This is a genomic window from Saccharopolyspora erythraea, from assembly GCF_018141105.1.
Taxonomy (GTDB): Bacteria; Actinomycetota; Actinomycetes; order Mycobacteriales; family Pseudonocardiaceae; genus Saccharopolyspora_D; species Saccharopolyspora_D erythraea_A.
Genome location: NZ_CP054839.1, coordinates 5,732,363 through 5,749,043, shown reverse-complemented (window position 1 = coordinate 5,749,043; position 16,681 = coordinate 5,732,363). Strand labels below are relative to the sequence as shown.

The 16,681-nt window shown below is 70.5% G+C and carries 15 protein-coding genes; 5 read left to right on the top strand and 10 right to left on the bottom strand.

The genetic code is table 11. The features are described from left to right. The first annotated feature begins 98 nt into the window (after positions 1 to 98). The 3 genes from folE (at position 99) to HUO13_RS25660 (ending at position 3,525) form a co-directional block, all read left to right on the top strand. Positions 99 to 695, top strand: a complete 597-nt coding sequence (folE, locus tag HUO13_RS25670; protein WP_211897607.1) for a GTP cyclohydrolase I FolE — start codon at positions 99 to 101, stop codon at positions 693 to 695. A 389-nt stretch (positions 696 to 1,084) separates the two neighbouring features. Then, positions 1,085 to 2,677 (top strand): S8 family peptidase, encoded by a 1,593-nt coding sequence (locus tag HUO13_RS25665; protein ID WP_249124046.1) that lies wholly within the window; start codon positions 1,085 to 1,087, stop codon positions 2,675 to 2,677. A gap of 203 nt (positions 2,678 to 2,880) precedes the next feature. Beyond that, positions 2,881 to 3,525, top strand: coding sequence for a DNA alkylation repair protein (locus HUO13_RS25660; protein ID WP_211903152.1), 645 nt, complete (start codon positions 2,881 to 2,883; stop codon positions 3,523 to 3,525). A gap of 19 nt (positions 3,526 to 3,544) precedes the next feature. Here HUO13_RS25660 and HUO13_RS25655 read toward each other — a convergent pair whose 3' ends face one another. The 6 genes from HUO13_RS25655 to HUO13_RS25630 form a co-directional block, all read right to left on the bottom strand. Further along, the gene (locus HUO13_RS25655; protein WP_211897606.1) at positions 3,545 to 4,549 is read right to left on the bottom strand and encodes an FtsK/SpoIIIE domain-containing protein; all 1,005 of its coding nucleotides are present in this window, start codon (positions 4,547 to 4,549) and stop codon (positions 3,545 to 3,547) included. 127 nt (positions 4,550 to 4,676) lie between these two features. After that, positions 4,677 to 5,894, bottom strand: a complete 1,218-nt coding sequence (locus HUO13_RS25650; RefSeq protein WP_249124045.1) for a CaiB/BaiF CoA transferase family protein — start codon at positions 5,892 to 5,894, stop codon at positions 4,677 to 4,679. Next, positions 5,881 to 7,602: an acyl-CoA dehydrogenase family protein gene (locus HUO13_RS25645; RefSeq protein ID WP_211897605.1), complete on the bottom strand. Its 1,722-nt coding sequence runs from the start codon at positions 7,600 to 7,602 to the stop codon at positions 5,881 to 5,883. Before HUO13_RS25645 ends, HUO13_RS25650 begins: the two co-directional genes overlap by 14 nt. Beyond that, a complete protein-coding gene (locus HUO13_RS25640; protein ID WP_211897604.1) occupies positions 7,599 to 8,957 on the bottom strand; it encodes an MFS transporter in 1,359 nt (452 codons plus the stop codon). Before HUO13_RS25640 ends, HUO13_RS25645 begins: the two co-directional genes overlap by 4 nt. Before the next feature lie 151 nt (positions 8,958 to 9,108). Next, on the bottom strand, positions 9,109 to 10,002 hold the full coding sequence (locus HUO13_RS25635) for a LysR family transcriptional regulator (RefSeq protein ID WP_211897603.1): 894 nt from the start codon (positions 10,000 to 10,002) through the stop codon (positions 9,109 to 9,111). Positions 10,003 to 10,290: 288 nt separating this feature from the next. Next, positions 10,291 to 10,470, bottom strand: a complete 180-nt coding sequence (locus HUO13_RS25630) for a hypothetical protein (RefSeq protein WP_211897602.1) — start codon at positions 10,468 to 10,470, stop codon at positions 10,291 to 10,293. Between the two features lie 493 nt (positions 10,471 to 10,963). On the opposite strand from HUO13_RS25630, the gene HUO13_RS25625 reads away from it, so the two are divergent. Next, a complete protein-coding gene (locus HUO13_RS25625) occupies positions 10,964 to 11,533 on the top strand; it encodes a dienelactone hydrolase family protein (protein ID WP_211903150.1) in 570 nt (189 codons plus the stop codon). On the opposite strand, the gene HUO13_RS25620 is transcribed toward HUO13_RS25625, so the two are convergent. From HUO13_RS25620 to bioB, 4 genes are all read right to left on the bottom strand, one after another. Then, entirely contained in the window at positions 11,534 to 12,331 is a 798-nt protein-coding gene (locus tag HUO13_RS25620) for a hypothetical protein (protein WP_211897601.1), read from the bottom strand. Positions 12,332 to 12,440: 109 nt separating this feature from the next. Further along, positions 12,441 to 13,625, bottom strand: coding sequence for an 8-amino-7-oxononanoate synthase (locus HUO13_RS25615; RefSeq protein ID WP_211897600.1), 1,185 nt, complete (start codon positions 13,623 to 13,625; stop codon positions 12,441 to 12,443). Further along, positions 13,622 to 14,881 carry an adenosylmethionine--8-amino-7-oxononanoate transaminase gene (locus HUO13_RS25610; RefSeq protein ID WP_211897599.1) on the bottom strand — a complete coding sequence of 420 codons (1,260 nt, stop codon included), beginning with the start codon at positions 14,879 to 14,881 and terminating at the stop codon, positions 13,622 to 13,624. Before HUO13_RS25610 ends, HUO13_RS25615 begins: the two co-directional genes overlap by 4 nt. A 3-nt stretch (positions 14,882 to 14,884) precedes the next feature. Next, a complete protein-coding gene (bioB, locus tag HUO13_RS25605) occupies positions 14,885 to 15,958 on the bottom strand; it encodes a biotin synthase BioB (RefSeq protein ID WP_211897598.1) in 1,074 nt (357 codons plus the stop codon). Between the two features lie 102 nt (positions 15,959 to 16,060). Here bioB and HUO13_RS25600 point away from each other — a divergent pair, with 102 nt between their 5' ends. Further along, positions 16,061 to 16,615 (top strand): TetR/AcrR family transcriptional regulator C-terminal domain-containing protein, encoded by a 555-nt coding sequence (locus HUO13_RS25600; protein WP_211897597.1) that lies wholly within the window; start codon positions 16,061 to 16,063, stop codon positions 16,613 to 16,615. Positions 16,616 to 16,681 lie beyond the last annotated feature (66 nt).

The following is a 16,681-nucleotide window of genomic DNA, read 5'->3' as shown; positions in this document are numbered from 1 at the left end:
TGCTCGCCGCCCACGGGGCGTTCGCCTTGGTGACCGCGGTGCCGGCCCTGCCGGCCGCACTCGAGTACTGACCGCACACCGATCACGAGGAACCCTTGATGTCCGCACCTGCCCTGCACGTCGTCCACCAGCCCGAAGCCGAGATCGACCTCGCCGCCGCGGAGAGGGCGGCCGGAGACATGTTGCGGGCGCTGGGGATCTCCACCGACTCCGAGAGCCTGCGCGGCACACCCGGGCGGATGGCCCGCGCGTACGCGGAACTCTTCTCGCCGCGTCCGTTCGACCTGACGACCTTCCCGAACGAGGAGGGCTACGACGAGCTGGTGCTCGCGCGGGCGATCCCGGTGCGCTCGGTCTGCGAGCACCACCTGCTGCCGTTCGTCGGCACAGCGCACGTCGGCTACCTGCCGGGGGAGCGGATCCTGGGGCTGTCGAAGCTCGCCCGGGTCGTCGAGCACTTCGCCTGCCGCCCGCAGGTCCAGGAGCGGCTGACCAAGCAGGTCGCCGACTGGCTGTCCGAGCAGTTGCAGCCCAAGGGCGTCGGCGTCGTCATCGAAGCCGAGCACACCTGCATGACCTTGCGCGGAGTGCAGGCGACGGGCTCCAACACGGTCACCTCGACGATGCTGGGCACGCTGAGGCAGGACGCGCGCTCCAGGCAGGAGTTCTTCGCCCTCACCGGAGTCAACGCCTGAGCGCTCGCGCGACTCCGTCGTGCGCGCAACCGGCCGGGGCCGGAACCGCGTTGTTGCGCGCCTTCCGGCCGCCGTTGCGCGATCCCGGACGTCCAATTCCGCGCTGTGCAAGGAAAGGCCGGTGCGCGCAGGCCGCTGCCGCAAGCGGGAACGGCAGCGGCCGGTCAATTTCGGGTGGACGGCCCGTTTCTTTTCGGTTCCGAATCGGCGAGGCTGGAACGCGGAAGATGAAAAACGGGAAAGATTAGCTGCGAAGAACGCTATCGCAACTGAATCGGCGGTTGTTCCGCGGCCCCTCCCGGTGTCATATTTCTCCTGCTCAATCGAGTGGTCTTCATGTTTCTTGGCTGTCCGGTCCCGCCGGGCACCCCTGCATGAGGGGAAAATCCATGAATCGAGTTCGAGCTGGTTGGCGCCGACGGTCGGTCGGCATCGCCCTGTCCGCGGTGACCGGCGTGGTGCTGGCCGCGGCGACCTCCCTCCCGGCCCAGGCCGAGGGCGAGATCCGCAACTCCGACACCGGGGAGATCATCCCCGGCAGCTATCTCGTCGTTCTCTCCGACACCCCGCAGATCCAGGCCGCCGACGTCTCGGCGGTCACCGCGAATCTGCTCTCCCGCTACACCGGGGAGCTCGAACACACCTTCCGCACCGCTCTGCGCGGCTTCTCCGCCACGATGACCGACCAGGATGCCCGGCGGCTGGCCGCCGACCCGGCGGTGGCGCTGGTCGAACCGAACAAGCGGGTGCACGCCGTAGACACCCAGCAGAACCCGCCGTCCTGGGGCCTGGACCGCATCGACCAGCGGAACCTGCCCCTGGACAGCGCCTACAGCTACAGCACGGGGGCCGACGGCGTCGCCGCCTACGTCATCGACACCGGTGTGCGCACCACCCACCAGACCTTCGGCGGCCGCGCCAAGCACGGCTTCGACGCGGTCGACAACGACAACGACGCCACCGACTGCAACGGCCACGGCACCCACGTCGCGGGCACCATCGGAGGGTCGGAGTACGGCGTGGCCAAGGACGTCGACATCTACGGCGTCCGCGTCCTGGACTGCCAGGGCAGCGGCAGCGTCGCCGGCGTCATCGCGGGCATCGACTGGGTGACCCGGAACGCCCAGAAGCCCGCGGTCGCCAACATGAGCCTCGGCGGCGGCGCCAGCAGCACCCTCGACCAGGCGGTGCGCAACTCCGTCGCCTCCGGCGTGACCTACGCGGTCGCCGCGGGCAACGGCGACATGTTCGGCAACCCGCAGGACGCCTGCTCCTCGTCGCCCGCGCGCACCCCGGAGGCGATCACCGTCGGTGCCACCGACAACACCGACACCAGGGCGAGCTGGTCGAACTACGGCACCTGCCTCGACATCTTCGCCCCGGGCGTGGGCATCACCTCGTCGTGGCACTCCGGCGACACCGCCACCAACACCATCAGCGGCACCTCGATGGCCACCCCGCACGTCGCGGGCGCGGCGGCGCTGTACCTGGCGGCCAACCCGTCGGCCACCCCGGCGCAGGTCGGTGCCGGCCTGGTGGCGGCCTCGACGCCGAACGCGGTCAAGGACCCCAGGACCGGCTCGCCCAACAGGCTGCTGTTCACCGGCACCGGCGACACCCCGCCGCCCACGGGCTGCGAGCCGGTGACCAGCTCCGCGGCGGTGGCGATCCCCGATGCGGGGGCGGCGGTGACCTCCTCGGTCGGCGTCACCGGCTGCACCGGCAACGCCCGTGCGGATCTGGCCGTCGAGGTCAACATCACCCACACCTACCGGGGTGACCTGGTCATCGACCTGATCTCGCCCAGCGGCCGGACGTGGAACCTCAAGCAGGCCGACGTGTGGGACTCCGCCGACAACGTCCGCGCGACCTTCACCGTGGACGCCTCCGCCGAGGTCGCGAACGGCACCTGGAAGCTGCGGGTGCGCGACGTCTACTCCCAGGACGCGGGGCGGCTCGACAGCTGGACCCTGCGCGCCTGATCCACCGCTGAGCGGCGCACCGGCCGCCGGCGCTGAAGCCCTGCGGGTCACCACGGCCCGCAGGGCTTCGACGCATTCGCCCGCCGGTGACAGCCAGGGCCGCCCCACATGCCCGACGTAAGGTGGGAGCGAGGACGGACGGAGACGCAGGGGAGGTCGTCGTGGCGACTGGTTCAGCACCGCAAGCCACTGCCAGCGACGTGATGGCGGAACTGGCGGCTTTGGAAGAACCGAAGATCCGTGCGGTGAACGAACGCCACGGGGACGATCACGGTGTCAACCTCACCAAGCTGCGCGCGGTGGCCAAACGCCTCAAGACCCAGCACGACCTCGCCGGTCAGCTCTGGGAGACCGGCGACACCGCGGCCCGTCTCGTCGCGATCCTGATCAGCCGTCCCAAGGCCTACACCGCGTCCGAGTTGGACGCCATGCTCCGCGACGCGCGCTTCCCCAAGGTGCACGATTGGCTCATCAGCTACGTCGTCAAGAAGAACGCGCACGTCGAAGAACTCCGCACCGCCTGGTTCGCCGACCCCGACCCGGTCGTCGCCAGCGCCGGGTGGGCGCTGACCAGCGACCGCGTGGCGAAAGCCCCTGGAGAGCTCGACCTGCCCGAACTCCTCGACCTCATCGAGACGCACATGAAGGACGCGCCGGAACGCCTGCAGTGGGCCATGAACGAATGCCTCGCCACCATCGGCATCCACCACCCCGAGCATCGTGCCCGCGCGATCGGCATCGGCGAAAGTCTCGAAGTCCTCAAGGACTACCCCACCCCGCCCGGCTGCACGTCCCCCTACGCGCCGATCTGGATCAACGAGATCGTCCGCCGCCGAACGCACGGGTAGCCGACGCCCGTGCGCGCTCTCAACGCGGGTGAGGCAGCCCACCGGGTGGTTCGCCCTTGATACGGCGCAGGACGACGTCGAGTTCGGATGAGTAGGCGTCGTCGTGGGGGCGGATGATGCCGGAAACGAAAGCGGCGCGGAAGCGTTCGAGCCTGTCGGAGCGGCAGAGGAAGCCGTGGCCGGGTTGGTCGGGAAGTCCGGAGGCATGCGGAACACCGATGAACGCGCGGGACTCCTCACTGTTGAACGTCCGCAGGGCGATGCGGTACTGGACATGCTCATCCACTGCGGACCGCAAGCGCGAGTCGATCCGCGGAACGGTCAGGAGGGTGTGCATGTGCAGGTCGTGGCTGTTGCGGGCGACGGCGGCGAGCACGTCGAGGAACTGCGGCCGGTGGTAGGAGACCTCGGAGATGTCGTCGAGCGCGAGGAAAAGCAGCGGGAGCGGCGGCAGGTCGATGCCCCGCTCGCGTTCGCGGAGGTAGTCCTGCGCGTCGCGAGCGCCGGCCTGCGCGATCAACTCGCGCCGCCGGCGCATCTCGGCGTGCAACGTCTCCTCCAGCAGGCGCAGTCCGGTGAACTCGTAGTCGCCGGCGATGTTGGAATCGTCGGCGAAGATCCCCGCGCAAGCCACCACGTGCGGGGCACCCTTGAACACCCGCATGGCGGAGCCCATGTGGTCGCCCAGCACGAAGTTGACCTCGTCCGGGGTGTGGGTCGCCATCAGTGTCAGGACGATCGTCCGCAGCAGCTCGCTCTTGCCGCACCCGATACGGCCGACGCACATCCCGAAGTGGCCCAGCCGAGTGAGATCGAGCGCGAACACGCCGTGCGCACCGACGCCGATCGGGACTCGATAGAGCTGCGCGGGCGGGCGCGGGCGCCGCTCGAAGTCCGCGAACGAAGTGAACCCCAACGCTTCGAAGAGGGTGCCGGTGGTCGGCGCGACATCGGGCAGCGACTGGTCCACGACGGCAATCCGGTCGGTGCGGGCGTCGTCCGGGAAGAGTTCTCCGGACGACATCCGCTGGACGCGTGGTGCGCTGGTGAATGCGGATGGGTCGGTCAGGGTTCCTCCGAGGTCAGAGCGGGCGTCCACACCCTAGCCAACGGCACCGTGGAGGAATGCTCTTTGGATGCTGTGTGCGCTCTCAACTTCCCCCGGTGGCGTCTGTGCCGGTCAGCTCCTGGATCTGCTGGTCGCTGTATCCGAGTCCGCTGAAGATTTCGTGGTTGTGCTGGCCGAGAGCGGGTGGCGCGGTGCGGACCCGCGGGCGGTTTCCGCTGTAGTTGACCGGAAAGCCCACCTGTTCGAGCGGGCCGGCCGCCGGGTGGTCGACTTCCTGGACGATGCCGAGCGCGTCGGTGTGCGGGCTGGCGTACACCTCGTCCAGGGTGCGGATCGGGGTGACGGGAATGCCTCCCGATTTCAGCGTCGTGCACCAGTGTTCGACGGTGCCGCCGCGCAGCGTCGCTTCGAGTTCGGCGTTGAGCTCGTCGCGGTGGACCACCCGGTCCTGGTTGGTGCGGAAGCGCAAGTCGTCGGCCAGTTCGTGCCTGCCGAGCAGCGCGCACAGGCGTTGCCACAGGCCGTCGTTGCCGACTGCGATGACGAAGTGGCCGTCGGCCGCCGGGTACGCCTGGTACGGCACGAGGCTCGGGTGCCCCGAACCGAGCCGCCGCGGTGTCCGCCCGGTCGCGAAGAACCCGGTCGCCCAGTTGATGTGCAGGGCGAGCTGCGATTCGTACAGGGAGGTGGTGACGGTCTGGCCCCGCCCCGTGCGGTCGCGTTCGACGAGAGCGGAGAGCACCCCGATGATGCCGAAGAGCGCAGCACCCAGATCGCCCATCGCGTAACCGGCTTTGACCGGAGGGCCGTCGGGTTCGCCGGTCAGCGACATCAGCCCCGCCGCGGCCTGCGCGACCATGTCGTAGCCGGGTTCGTCCCGCAGCGGGCCGGTGTCGCCGAACGCGGAGATGCGCAGGACGATCAGCCGGGGGTAGGTCTCGGTGAGCCGTTCGGGGTGGAAGGTCTCGTGCAGCGCGCTGCCCGGCCGGAAGTTCTGCACGACGACGTCGGCGTCGGCGATGAGCCGGTGCGCGGCTTCCTGGCCCTGCGGTGACTTCAGGTCGAGGGTGACCGACCGCTTGCCGCGGTTGGCCGCCAGGTAGTACGTCGAGTCCGGGCCGCGGAACGGGGGACCCCACTGCCGCGTGGGGTCGCCGCCCTCGGGGTGCTCGACCTTGATGACGTCGGCGCCCAGGTCGGCCAGTGACATCGTGGCGTAGGGCCCGGCCAGGATCTTGGAGAGGTCGACGACCCGCACGCCCGCGAGGGGGCGTCCGGGCATGCCGTCAGCCGTGGACATGTGCGCCGCCTTCCAACAGGTCGAGCACCGCGCGGGCGGCCTCCGGCGGCACGTCTCCGCCGTCGGCGATCCGGTCCAGCTGCTCCAGCGCGGCGGTCGGCAGCGCGCTAGCCGGCCGCAGCAGGCGGTGCAGGTAGGTGCCGGCCACCAGGAGCTTGCGGTGGCCGAGGCCGTTGGCGATCTCGTGGGCGGCCTGTTCCAGCAGGAGCGAGGCCATGGTGGTCCGCGCCAGCGCGTCGGCGTAGACGCCGATCCCGGCCTCCTGCTCGGCGGGACTGGTCGAGAGCAGGTGTTCACCGCGGTCCAACATGGACTTCCAGTGCGCGAGCAGCACTTCGGCGAAGGGACGGACGCCGGGATCGGCCATGTCGTGCAGCCGGCTCGCATAGGTCTCGGCCACCGCCTGGTGCGCCGACTCGCGGCGCATGCATCGCAGGACGTCGAGTGCGATGACGTTGGACGATCCTTCCCAGATGGAGCCGAGGTGGGCGTCGCGCAGCAGGCGCGGGTTGACCCAGTCCTCGATGTAGCCGTTGCCGCCGCGGATCTCCATGGCCTCGCCGGTGACGCCGCGTGCCTGCTTGCACACCGTGTACTTGGCGAGCGGGGTCAGCACCCGGATCAGGCTGCGCGCGGTCTGGTCGCCGGCGTCGGAGTCGTCGAGCCGCGCGGCCGACTCCAGGACGAGCCCGAGAGCGGCCTCCGCGTCGGTGATCATCGGCAGCAGCGTCGCCCGCATCAAGGGCTGGTCGAACAGCGCCTTGCCGAACACGGGGCGTCGGCGGGTGTGCTCGACGGACTCCAGCACCGCGCGCCGCATGAGCGCTGCCGCGCGCATCGCGTTGGACAACCGGGACACGTTGAGCATCTCGGCCATCTGCCGGAACCCGTTGGTCAGCTCCCCGACGGGGACGGCGAACGCGTCGTCGAGGGTGACCTCGCCGCTGGCCATCGACCGCGACCCCAGCTTGTCCTTGAGCCGGTCGATCCGGTAGCTGTTGCGGCTGCCGTCCGGCAGCAGCCGGGGGACCAGGAACATGCCGAGCCCCCTGGTCCCCTCGCCCTGGCCCGGTACCCGCGCCAGGGTGAGGATGATGTCGGCCGAGACGTTGGAGGCGAACCACTTGTGCCCGCGCAGCGTCCAGTGCGTGCCGTGGTCGGTCGCCTCGGTGGCGGTCCGGCCGACGTCGGTGCCGCCCTGCTTCTCGGTCATCAGCATCGCCCCGGTCGCCAGGTCCTCCATGTCGGAGGCGGTCAGCGCGGCGATCTCGGCGGCGAACTCGTCCGGGGCGAACATGCGCAGGATGCGGGCGGCCGAGTCGGTCATCGACAGCGGGCAGGCGAGTCCGAACTCGGCCTGCACGAACACGTAGGACAGCCCGAACTTCACCACGTGCGGCGCAGGAGCGGGCCAGCCGAGCACGCCGGGCCGGTGCGACATCGCCGCGAGCCCGAACCTCGCGAAGGCCAGCTGGGCCATCTGGTCGTAGGCGGGGTGGTGGTCGACCTCGTCGATGCGCTGCCCGTCCGGACCGTACTGGCGCAACCGGGGCGGGTGCGCGTCCGCGGTCGCGGCCAGCCGGTCCAGCTCGCCGGCGGCGAGCTCGCCGAGCTCGTGCAGCGCGGGCTCGACGCGTTCCCGGTCGGCGGGCGACAAGAGCCGGTCCAGCAGCGGCCGCAGGGCGGGGTCGGAGTCGGCGAAGTTCACGCCAGTTCCTTTCGGTCGGTTGCCAGGGCGGGGGTGGGCCGGGGTGACAGCGCGGTGCTCCGGCGGATGAGCGCGGACGCGCACAGCAGGGTGATCACGACGTAGCCGAGGCCCAGCGCCACGACGGGCACGATCGATCCGCTGCGGGTGAGCAGGAACTGGCAGGCGATCGGCGCCGTTCCCGCGAAGATCGTCGTGCACAGCTGGTAGCACAGCGAGATCGCGGTGTAGCGGACCTCCACGGGGAACACCTGGGCCAGCAGACCGGCCAGCGCCGCGTAGTACATGGCGTGCGGGGCCGTCGCGAGCGCCATGCCGATGGCCGACAGCGCCAGGGAACCGGTGCTGACCAACGCGAACATCGCGGGCAGCAGCACGATCTCGGGCAGCAGCATCCACAGGACGGCCCGCCTGAGGTCGATCCTGCTCGCCAGCACGGCGCCGAGCGGTTGGGTGAGGACCTGGACCACGAGCGCGAGCGTGATCACCGTCAGGAACGACGAGCGGCTGAAGCCGAGATCCTCGGTCGCCCAGGACAGCGCGAACGTCGTCTTGACGTAGGTGATGGCCACTCCCGCCGTGCCCGCGCCGACGCCGAGCGCGACCAGCAGCGGGTAGCGTCCGAGCACGTCCCTGATGGGCAGCCGCGACTGCCGCTTGGACTCGATGATCGTGCGCATCTCCGGTGTCTCGCTGAGCCGGAGGCGGATGAACAGGCCGATGAACACCAGCACGGCGGAAGCCAGGAACGGCAGGCGCCAGCCCCAGGACTCGAAGGCGCTGTCGGAGAGGTGGGCGATGCCGAGGAACGCCAGTGTCGCGAGGAGGTTCCCGACCGGAGAACCCTGCTGGGCGAAGGCCCCGTAGAGGATCTTCTTGCGGGGCGGTGCGTACTCGGTGGCGATCAGGACCGCGCCGCCCCACTCACCACCCATCGCGACGCCCTGCACCATGCGCAGGGCGATCAGCAGGACCGGGGCGGCGGCGCCGATCTGGGCGTAGCCGGGCAGCAGCCCGACGCAGAAGGTGGCTCCGCCCATCAGGACCAGCGTGATGATCAGGGCCTTCTTGCGCCCGAAGCGGTCGCCGAAGTGCCCGAACACCACTCCGCCCAGCGGGCGGGCGAGGAAGCCCACCCAGAACGTGGCGAACGCGGCGAGCGTGCCCAGCGCGGGGGAGACCTCGGGGAAGAAGATCCTGCCGAGCACCAGTGCCGACGCCGAGCCGTAGATGTAGAAGTCGAACCACTCGATGGTCGTCCCGACGAACGCCGTGATGCCGGCCTTGCGGGCTTCCCGGGCCTGGGCCGGCGGGTGCTCGGTGGCAGCGGTCCCGTCGATGCCTGCTCGCTCCATTGCGAGGTCCTCTCGTGTCGGCTTTCCCCGTCACGCGAGGCGCACCAACGGCACGGCCGGATGCCCTGCATCACGAGATGCGCATCACTCTGGCAGTCGGATTAGGACCTGTCCAAGACCAATAACCGCTACCGGCAAGACCGAACAGGCATCAATGTCCGGGAGTGGGAAGAACGGTCTCGGCGAGGCGCAACACCGAGCGCAACGCGGCCGACGGGTTGTCCGTGCGCCACGCGAGGGCGATCAGCATCGCCGGGACGTCGTCGGTGATCGGCCGGTACACGACGTGTTCGGAATGGACGTTCTGCGCCGAGCTCACCACGATCGCGACGCCGACGCCGGCGCCGACGAGGGTCAGCACGTTGTAGGCGTCGGGGGCCTCCTGGGCGATCAGCGGCGTGAACCCGGCCTGGAGGCACGCCTGCATCGCCGCGTCCCGCACGGCGGAACCACGCGAGGCGGGGAAGGAGACGAACCGCTCGCCCGCGAGGTCGGCCAGCGACACGCTGTCCGCCTCGGCCAGGGCGTGGGTGTCGGGCAGCGCCACCACGAGGCGCTCGACCCGGACCACGCGCGTCGACACGCCCTCGCGCGCGGGCAACGCGACGAACCCCAGGTCGAGGGTGCCGTCGGCGACCCGGGTGAGCGCCTCGCCCGAGTAGGTCTGGCCGCGCAGCGAGAGCTCGATCCCCGGCAGCTCGGAGGCGACCGCGCGGGTGAGGCGGGGGAGCACGTAGTAGCTGCTCGCGCCGGCGAACCCGACCACGACGCGGCCGATCTCCCCGAGGCTCGCGGCCCGCACCGCTCGCCGCGCCACAGCCGCCTCGGCCAGCACCCGGCGAGCGGGCTCGAGCAGCGACTCACCGGCCGCCGTGAGCCGGACTCCCCGGGTGTTGCGCTCGAAGAGCGCCACCCCGAGGTCGCGCTCGAGCAGCCGCACCTGGCGGCTCAGCGGCGACTGCGCCATGTGCAGCCGCGCGGCCGCGCGGCCGAAGTGCAGTTCTTCCGCGACAGCAACGAAAACACTCAGATGACGGAGCTCCACGTGCCGCATTCTCGGCTATCGGTCCGCGCAGCGACACCACCCGCGGGTCCGAACCTGCCGCGCGGCGAGTGACTCCTGGGTCTGGGGTCGATCTGGCGGCTGCTCCATCGACCGCACCGACCCGGCTGGGGTTCGGCTGGCCGCTGTTCGCCGATGCGCGGGAAGTTCGCCGCGAAACCCCGTCGGACACGGGCGTAGCTTCCACTCGGTGAGTGGAAGCTACGCGGGCTTGCCACAACTCATGGCTGGCAGGGTTCTGCCGGAGTGCTCGGACTGGTCAGGGGGTTGTCACCAGCCGCCCCAGCCCCAACCCCAGCCCCAGCCCCAGCCGTGGCCCCAGCCCCAACCGCCGCCGCGGCCCCAGCCCCAGCCGGAGCCCCAGCCCCAGCCCCAGCCCCAGCCGTGGCCGCCCCAGCCCCAGCCGCCGCCGCGGCCGGTGCTGGCCTTGAAAACGTTGGAGATACGCATAGTGGTTCTTCTTTCGACCTGATCTGAACGGGGGAGTGATACCCACCTGTTTCGCTGATCTGCTCAAATGAGGTCGTCGCAGTGCGACTCGACCCTCGGAGTCGGCGTAGTGACTCAGCCGCGACAAGTAGTGCGGGCCCTTGCGCGCGCTCCATACCTGTCCTCGCCCCACGCTAGGGGTCTGCATGTGTGCCTGTAGGGCAATTCGGCCCGAATACGGAGAGTGCACGGCGTGGTCCCCGTGATCCGGCGAGACGGCGCTTCGGCTCTTGTAGGCTGTTGATGTCTTCTCACCGGAGGGCCGGCAGGCTCTCGAGCTTCGGCCTCACCGACTGCTTTCCCGGCGCCACGTGGTGCCGGGGAGGTGGGAGTCGCTTCCGATCCCGGTGAGGTGTGCCTTGACCAGGCTTGCATCAAGACCGCGTCCGTCTGTCCCTTCCGGCCCGTCTGTCCCCTCCGAATTGTTCGCTACCCACAAGCAAGGGGTTTGGGTATGACAGAGGTCGTACTGTTCCATCACGCGCAGGGGCTGACGCCCGGAGTCGCCGCTTTCGCCGACGAACTCCGCGCGGTCGGCCACACCGTCCACACGCCCGACCTTTTCGACGGGCGCATCTTCGACTCCCTCGAAGAGGGCCAGGGCTACGTCGAGCAGCTCGGCTTCGGCGAGATGACCGAGCGCGGCGTCCGCGCGGCCGAACTCCTTTCGCAGGACGTCGTTTACGCTGGCTTGTCACTCGGTGTGCTGCCCGCCCAGAAGCTGGCGCAGACGCGGGCGGGCGCGCGGGGCGCGCTCCTGTTCCACGCCTGCATCCCCGTCTCGGAGTTCGGCGCGGCTTGGCCCAACCGTGTGCCGGTGCAGGTGCATGCGAAGGAAGCCGATCCGCTCTTCGCCGAGGACATCGACGCTGCCCGCGCGCTCGTCTCCGATTGCGCTGACGCGGAGATGTTCCTGTACCCCGGAGACCAGCACCTGTTCACGGACAATTCGCTGCCGTCCCACGACCCGGACGCCGCCAAGCTCCTGACCCAGCGGACGATCGAGTTCCTCGGCTCGCGCTAGCTAGCCGACTGGGGCCGGACGTTCGTCCTGGCGTTGCCAGGTCCAGGGCACGCAGGGGTCCATCTCGCCGGAGAGGGCGAGTGTGATCAGGCAGCGGCGCAGCTCGCTGAGGGGAATCACGTCGTCGGAGAGGAACGTGGCGTTGTGCTCCCGGTTCGCGGTGATGGCGGGCCGGTCGTCGCCGCCGGAGCCGCGCGCGGTGAAGCAGAGCGCGGGCGTGTGGTCGGTTTCCGGGAACTCTGCCATGACCGCGCCCCATCCTTCGCGGTAGCCGAAGGTGACGAAGATGTACTGGTCCACCACGTCTTCGGCCGGGGCGACGCGCCACGCTTCCGGCGGTTCGACGAGCACGTAGACCTGGTCGTCGTCGGGCACCGACAGGATCGCGTCGATCGCCTCGATCTTGGCTTCTTCGGTGGCCACGACGGCGTAGTCGTCCTCGGCTGCGTTCGAGCGGTCCACGCGCATCCGTCCGGTGATCTGGCCGGCTGCCGTGCCCGCGCGCTCGTGGACGCAGGGCAGCCCGGTGGGCACCGGGACCACGGTCAGTGCGGCATCGTCGACCACCGCCGTGGTGATCACGCCGTCGCGGGCGTTGGTCAGCCACTGGGCGTGGTCGGCCGACAGGTCGGCGCCGTCGTCGAGCACATTCCCGATGAGAATGGCCAGCCAGTCGGCGGCTTCCTCCGGGGTGACCAGAACCCGGTCGGGGACGACGTTCTTCACCCTGTCCTCATCGGACAGTGCGGCGTTCGCCTCGGCCTCTTCGATGTAGCCGTGAAAGTGGTAGCCGGGCATCGGGTCGGGGGCCCCTTCCTGTTGATCTGCCAGCGCAGGCTAGTGGAAGTGCGGGCCACCCGTGGCCGCTATCCGTGGATGATCCGGCGATCAGGAGGGAACATCCAGCTCAGCGCACAGCGGGTTGTTCACGGGGCACCGAATGCACCGACCGGCCGGTGCCCACTCCGAGGTCCTCGATTACGCGGGCCAGCACGTCGACCGCATGCGCCCAGCGTTCGTCGTCGAGGCCGACGTGGGTGGTGATCCGGAGCCGGGAGATCCCGTCGGGCACCGACGGCGGCCGGAAGCACCCCACCCGCACTCCCGCCGCCAGCGCCGCGGCCTGCGCGGCGACGGCGGCCTGCGGGGACGGCATCGGCACCGAGAGCACGGCGCCCGCCGACCGTCGCACGCCGAGCCGGTCGGCCAGCTCGGCGCCGCGCTGGTGGATCCGCGACGGGAAGCCGGGTTGCCCGCGCAGCAGGCGCAGGGCGGTCAACGCACCGGCGGCGGGTGCCGGTGCCAGCCCGGTGTCGAAGATGAACGGGCGGGCCCGGTTGGTGAGGTGGTCGACCATCGCGGCGGAGCCGAGTACCGCACCGCCCATCGCGCCGAGCGACTTGGACAGCGTCGCGGTCATCACCACGTGCGGGTGCTCTGCCATGCCGTGGGCGTGCACCAGACCGCGGCCGCCGTCACCGACCACACCGAGCCCGTGCGCCTCGTCGACGACGAGGAGCGCGTCGTGGTCGGCGCAGGCCGCGGCCAGGCCGGTGAGCGGGGCGGCGTCGCCGAGCACCGAGAAGACCGACTCGGTCAGCACGATCGCTCGCCGGTCACCGGCCGCTGCCAGCGCGGCCCGGACCGCGGCGACGTCGTTGTGGGGGACCACCTCGATCGCCGCTCGGGACAGCCGCGCGGCGTCGATCAGCGAAGCGTGCACGTGCGCGTCGGAGACGATCAGCGTCTGCTTGTCCGCCAGCGCGGTCACCGCGGACAGGTTGGCGTGGTAGCCGGTCGAGAAGACCAGCGCCGCCTCGCGGCCGGTGAAGCCGGCGAGTTCGTGCTCCAGGTCGGCGTGCAGCGTGGTGGTACCGGTCACGAGCCGGGATGCGCCCGCCCCTGCGCCCCAGGTGAGGGCGGCGTCGGCGGCCGCTCGTCGCACCTCGGGGTGGCCGCTCAAACCGAGGTAGTCGTTGTTGGCGAGGTCGATGACGTCGTCGTCGGCGGCCCGAGGCCGAAGCGTGCGCTGCAAACCGGCGTCCTCGCGCGCGGCCCGCTGCTCGGCGAACCACCTTGTCCAGCCGTTCATCCGGCCTCCGCGGCCGCCGCGATCCCGGAGCAGATGGCGGCGATGTCGTCGTCGGTGCACACGTAGGGCGGCATGGTGTAGATCAGGTCGCGGAACGGGCGCAGCCACACGCCCCGGGCCAGCGCCGCCTCGGTCGCCTTGGGCACGTCGACCGCGTGGTCGAGCTGGACCACGCCGACCGCGCCGAGGACGCGCACGTCGACGGCGTCGATCTCGTGCAGCGCCTGCAACCCGGTGTTGATGCGCCGCACGTCGGCTGCCCAGTCGCCGGTGGTGAGCAGGTCCAGGCTGGCCGAGGCGACCGCGCAGGCCAGCGGGTTGCCCATGAAGGTGGGGCCGTGCATGAGGACGCCCGAGTCGCTGGCGGACAGGCCGCGCGCCACCTCGGTCGTGCACAGCGCCGCCGCCATCGACAGGTAGCCGCCGGTGAGCGCCTTGCCGACGCACAGCACGTCCGGGGCCACGCCTGCGGCATCGGCGGCGAACAGGGTGCCGGTTCGGCCGAAGCCGGTGGCGATCTCGTCGAAGACCAGCACCAGCCCGTGCTCGTCGGCGACCTCGCGGAACACCGCCAGGCACTCGGCGGGATAGGGGTGCATGCCGCCGGCACCCTGCAGGAGCGGTTCCACGACCAGCCCCGCGAGCCGGTCCGCGTGCTCGGCCGCGAGCGCGCGGAAACCCGCGGCCCAGGCGTCGACGTCACCGCCGAGCGGGGGCGGACGTTCGCCGAACACCTGCTCCGGCAGCACGCCGGACCACATCGCGTGCATGCCGCCGTCGGGGTCGCACACGCTCATGCAGTCGAAGGTGTCGCCGTGGTAGCCGCCGCGGACGGTGAGGAACCGGGTTCGCTCCGGCCGGCCGGAGCCGCGCTGGTACTGCAGCGCCATCTTCATCGCGACCTCGATGCTCACCGACCCGGAGTCGGCGAGGAAAACGCGGTCGAGGCCGTCCGGGGCGAGGTCGATCAGGCGCCGGGCCAGCTCGACCGCCGGCTCGTGGGTGAGCCCGCCGAACATCACGTGCGACATCCGGTCGAGCTGGCCGCGCACGGCCTCGTCGAGCACGGGATGCCGGTAGCCGTGGATGGCCGACCACCACGACGCCATCCCGTCGACGACCTCGCCGACCCCGTCGAGGGTGATCCGGCTGCCCGAGGCGCCGGTGACCAGACGCGTCGGCGTCGGGTCGGTCATCGACGTGTACGGGTGCCACAGGTGTTCGCGGTCGAACGCGAGCAGTGCTTGCGCGTTCATCTGTCAGGCGTTGGGGACGACGTCGGTGCCCGCCCCGCGGCGCCGGATCGCCGGATCGACCGGGCTCGCCCGCTCGGCCTGCTGGGCGATGTCCTCTTCGGACCCCAGGACGACGAAGCCGTTGTCCCGGATCATCTCGAGGTCGGCCTTGGCGTCCTGGCCCTCCGAGGTGAGGTAGTCACCGAGGAAGATCGAGTTGGCGACGTGCAGCGCGATCGACTGCAACGATCGCAGGTGCATCTCGCGACCGCCCGCGATCCGGATCTCCTTGTCCGGGCACACGAAACGCGCCATCGCCAGGATCTTCACGCAGCGGGCCGGGGAGAGCTCCCAGGTGTTCTCGAACGGCGTCCCGTCGAACGGCATCAGGAAGTTGACCGGGATCGAGTCCGAGCCCAGCTCCCTGAGCGCGAACAGCGACTCGACCAGTTGCTCGTCGGTCTCACCCAGGCCCCCGATCAGGCCGGAACAGGGGGAGAGACCCCCGCCTTTCGCCTTCTCCACGGTGTCGACCCGGTCGGCGTAGGTGTGGGTCTGCACGATGTTGTCGTGGTTGCTCTCGGCGGTGTTGATGTTGTGGTTGTAGGCGTCGACACCGGCGTCCTTGAGACGCTCTGCCTGACCGTCCTTGAGCAGGCCCAGGCAGGCGCAGACCTCGACCCCGGGGTACTCCTGCTTGAGCGCCGACACCATCTCGGTGACCTTGTCGATGTCCCGTGTGGACGGTCCGCGACCGGAGGAGACCAGGCACACCCGGCTGGCGCCGCCGCTGAGCCCGGCGCCGGTCTGCTTGAGCGCCTCGTCCTTGGACAGCCACGAGTACTTGAGGATGGGCGCGTCGGAACCGAGCGCCTGCGAGCAGTAGTTGCAGTTCTCCGGGCAGAGCCCCGACTTGAGGTTCACCAGGTAGTTCACCTTCACCGTGTTGCCGAAGTGCGCGCGGCGCAGCCGGCCCGCGGCTGCTACGACGGACATCAGCTCGGCGTCGTCGGCGCGCAGCACGGCGAGGGCGTCCTCGGGCGTGGCCGGTGTGCCCGCGAGGATCGCGTCGGCGAGCTGGTGGGCGGTGGCGCTCATCGCTTCTCCCGGTCTCGGCTGGTGCAGCAACCTGAACAGCGTTCACCTGAACGTCGTTCAGGCTAGACTGGGAGCGTCGACAGGTCAACGGGAGGGGTCTGCGTGCGCTATCACCGCAGCGACGTCGTGCGTCGCGCGATCACGGTCCTCGACGAGTACGGGCTGGAGTCGCTGACGATGCGGAGGCTGGCCGCCGAGCTCGGCGTGCAGCCCAGCGCGCTCTACCACCACGTGCCGAACAAGCAGACGCTGCTGGCCGCGGTCGCCGACGAGATCCTGGGCCGGGGCAGGCGCCCCTGCCGGGCTCGGCAGTGGGACCGGCGCGTCGTCGAGGTCTGCCGCGAGCTCCGGGACGCGATGCTCGCCTACCGCGACGGTGCCGAGGTGGTCGTCACGGCCTACACCTTCGGCCTCGGCGCCGGGGAGCCCCCGAGCCGGCTGCGGGAGGCGCTGCGGGACGGCGGCCTGCCCGACGACCTGGTCGACGTCGGTACCCGTGCCCTGCTGCACCTCGTCTTCGGCCACACCGTGGAGGAGCAGACCGCGTTGCAGGCCGCGAGCGCCGGGGCGATCGACCGGGCGCCCGGAGGGCCCGCCGACTTCGAGCGGGGGCTCGAGCTGGTGCTGGACGGCCTCCGGTCCAGGGTCAGCCGGTGACCACAGCGAGGCGCGGGGACTGCGGGCAGGGCGGTTGCGCTGCTTCGAAGACCGAAGACAGTCTCT

What these genes read in the sequence shown, in the direction of transcription:
- HUO13_RS25620 (WP_211897601.1), bottom strand. Translation starts at nt 12,331, where the DNA reads ATGCCCGGCTACCACTTTCACGGCTACATCGAAGAGGCCGAGGCGAAC.
- HUO13_RS25660 (WP_211903152.1), top strand. Translation starts at nt 2,881, where the DNA reads ATGGCGGAACTGGCGGCTTTGGAAGAACCGAAGATCCGTGCGGTGAAC.
- folE (WP_211897607.1), top strand. Translation starts at nt 99, where the DNA reads ATGTCCGCACCTGCCCTGCACGTCGTCCACCAGCCCGAAGCCGAGATC.
- HUO13_RS25650 (WP_249124045.1), bottom strand. Translation starts at nt 5,894, where the DNA reads ATGTCCACGGCTGACGGCATGCCCGGACGCCCCCTCGCGGGCGTGCGG.
- HUO13_RS25610 (WP_211897599.1), bottom strand. Translation starts at nt 14,881, where the DNA reads ATGAACGCGCAAGCACTGCTCGCGTTCGACCGCGAACACCTGTGGCAC.
- HUO13_RS25625 (WP_211903150.1), top strand. Translation starts at nt 10,964, where the DNA reads ATGACAGAGGTCGTACTGTTCCATCACGCGCAGGGGCTGACGCCCGGA.
- bioB (WP_211897598.1), bottom strand. Translation starts at nt 15,958, where the DNA reads ATGAGCGCCACCGCCCACCAGCTCGCCGACGCGATCCTCGCGGGCACA.
- HUO13_RS25615 (WP_211897600.1), bottom strand. Translation starts at nt 13,625, where the DNA reads ATGAACGGCTGGACAAGGTGGTTCGCCGAGCAGCGGGCCGCGCGCGAG.
- HUO13_RS25655 (WP_211897606.1), bottom strand. Translation starts at nt 4,549, where the DNA reads ATGTCGTCCGGAGAACTCTTCCCGGACGACGCCCGCACCGACCGGATT.
- HUO13_RS25640 (WP_211897604.1), bottom strand. Translation starts at nt 8,957, where the DNA reads ATGGAGCGAGCAGGCATCGACGGGACCGCTGCCACCGAGCACCCGCCG.
- HUO13_RS25630 (WP_211897602.1), bottom strand. Translation starts at nt 10,470, where the DNA reads ATGCGTATCTCCAACGTTTTCAAGGCCAGCACCGGCCGCGGCGGCGGC.
- HUO13_RS25665 (WP_249124046.1), top strand. Translation starts at nt 1,085, where the DNA reads ATGAATCGAGTTCGAGCTGGTTGGCGCCGACGGTCGGTCGGCATCGCC.